Source organism: uncultured Pseudoalteromonas sp. (assembly GCF_963922945.1).
Classification (GTDB): domain Bacteria; phylum Pseudomonadota; class Gammaproteobacteria; order Enterobacterales; family Alteromonadaceae; genus Pseudoalteromonas.
On record NZ_CAWUKC010000167.1, the window covers coordinates 1 to 2,632 of the forward strand.

The 2,632-nt window shown below is 39.4% G+C and carries 2 protein-coding genes; one reads left to right on the plus strand and one right to left on the minus strand.

What is annotated here, in order from left to right:
• Positions 1-113 precede the first annotated feature (113 nt).
• The gene (locus AABI99_RS17985; protein WP_338367489.1) at positions 114-2,249 is read left to right on the plus strand and encodes a TonB-dependent receptor; all 2,136 of its coding nucleotides are present in this window, start codon (positions 114-116) and stop codon (positions 2,247-2,249) included.
• Positions 2,250-2,309: 60 nt separating this feature from the next.
• Here the strand turns inward: AABI99_RS17985 and AABI99_RS17990 are convergent, their stop codons facing one another.
• On the minus strand, positions 2,310-2,486 hold the full coding sequence (locus AABI99_RS17990) for a DUF2986 domain-containing protein (protein ID WP_338367490.1): 177 nt from the start codon (positions 2,484-2,486) through the stop codon (positions 2,310-2,312).
• Between the last annotated feature and the right edge of the window lie 146 nt (positions 2,487-2,632).

Genomic DNA, 2,632 nt, shown 5'->3' on the forward strand with positions numbered 1-2,632 from the left:
ATTAAAGAGGGGAAGTCTCATTTTTAATTCAAAGTGCGACATTATGTCGCGCTATAAATATATCACTCCATTATATAATTTATGCCATATATAACAGTGGCATAAATTATATAATGGCTCATATTAAACATATACAACCTACTTTTTTACTTTCTCCTTTAGCGTTATTAGTTAGCGGCTTTTTATCGCCTACAGTGATTGCTGACGATTACACTTTAGAAATTATTGAAGTGCACGGGCATGCACAAAATAAACATGTATCACTTGGTACTTCAGAATCATTACTTAGTAGTTTAGGTGTTGATTTTTCGGCTGCGGGCGGAGTGTCTAACTTACCTATTTTAAATGGTTTAATGGGCGATAGAGTAAAAGTACTGGTTGATGGTGCAGATGTAACCGCAGCCTGTGCTAATCAGATGAATCCGCCGCTTTCTTATATTTCAGCCAATCAAGTAACGGCTTATAAGGTTGTTGCAGGTATTTCACCAGTGAGTGCTGGTGGCGATAATATTGCCGGTGTAATAAGCGTAAATTCAATTTCACCACAATATAGTGAAAGTAGTGATTTAGCATGGCATTCAGGTTATATATCGGCTAAGTTCAGTAGTGTTGATAACGGCCGAAAGCTAGGTGTGGGATCTCGTTTAGCAAGCGATACTTTGAGCCTTAATTACCAAGGCTCGTTTAGTGATGCAGATAGTTATGAAGATGGTAATGGCGATTTAGTACTTGATACGCTATATCGGGCGCAAAATCACAGCCTAACAGGGGCGATTCGTGATGATAAACAACAATTTGTGATAAAACTTACACATCAAAAAATACCGTATCAGGGTTTTGCTAATCAGTACATGGATATGACTGATAACACCAGCTACGGTGCTATTGCTCAATATAAACGCAGCTTTGAAAGCAGCGAGCTGCAAGGGCAGATTAATTGGCATAGCGTAAAGCATGAAATGGGTTTTTTTAGTAAAGAAAAAACCGGCATGATGCCTATGAAAACAGATGCAAAAGACATAAGCACCCAGCTCAAATGGCGTCTTACACTTGATAAAAATAGCTCATTACTGCTCGGGCAGGAATATTATAACTACCGCATTGATGATTGGTGGCCGGCGATTGAAGGTTCAATCATGATGAGGCCAAATGACTATGTAAATATTAATGATGGTAAGCGTGAACGCATTGCCCTATTTGCAGAATATGAAAGCCAAATTAATAAAAAGCTATGGTTAAATACGGGAGTGAGGGTTGAGCGTGTTAATACGCAAGTTGATGAAGTGCAGGCCTATAACGATGGCATGAGTATGATGAATATGGGCAGTATGAGCACAATGACCATTGCCAATAATGCGCTAGCTGCAAATGACTTTAATAATGCCGATAGAGACAAAACCGACACCACTGTTGATGTAAATGTACTCGCAAATTACCAATTTACGCTATATGACGAGCTGCAATTAGGCCTTGCTCGCAAAAATCGCGCACCTAATTTATATGAGCGCTACAGCTGGGGGGTAAGTAATATGGCAAGTACTATGATTGGCTGGTACGGCGATGCTAATGGCTATATTGGCAACCCAGAGCTCGATGTAGAAACCGCCCATACCATTAGTGCAACGTATTCAAAAACAGCTAAAGATGATGCGTGGCGTGTAAGTGCTAATGTGTGGTACACCGATGTAAACAACTACATTGACGCAAATATTGTTCGTAATTTTAATAGTTATGGCTTAGCAAACACAACGCGTAATATTTTACAGTTCACTAATGTTGACGCCACACTTTATGGTGCAAAGCTTGATATAAGTAAGTCGCTTTATCAATCAAAGCAGTTTGGCGAATGGCTGTTAAAAGCAAACGTTACAAGTACCCGTGGCAAGCGCGACGACACAAACCAACCGCTATATCAAATTAAGCCATTACATACAGAGTTAACATTAAGCCAGCAAATAGGGGTATTTGAAAATACGCTGTCTTGGGAGTGGGTAGATACAAAATCACGCGTTGATGTTAACCGCCTAGAAAACCAAACAAGCAGCTATCATTTAGTGAACTTGTCCTCTAAAGCCACCTTTAATGCATTAACGCTAAGTGCTGAGGTAACTAATTTATTTGATGAGTTTTACGAGTTGCCATTAGGGGGAGTAAGCATTGCTGCACTAAAACAAAATAACAGCGCGGGCTTTACCCAACTAGCGGGGCAGGGGCGCTCATTTAATATCAGTGCAAGTTATGCTTTTTAGGCACATATAATAATTATTGAACAGTTAAGCCACCATTGTGTTGTGGCTTAATGCTAATTATTAATCAGTAGTCGTACTTTGCTCATCGGCGGCACAGGTAGATTGCTCAGCTTCTAAAGCTCGTTTTTCGCGCTCGGCTTTAGATATATACGCTGGTTTATTACTTTTGTGTAATTTAGCATTAGCACGTTTATCTTTTTTCTGAAATTTAGTGACGATTTTTTTACGGCGATTCATTAGTACTAATACTCTGATAAATTTAGGTCGCGCATTATACAACCAATGCGATTAAAGCCGCCATATAAATTTAAAGTACGATCATTGTAATCCTGTCGCAAAGCGCTATTTAATATTATGCTGCAGGGCTATAATTCGGCCCTTAT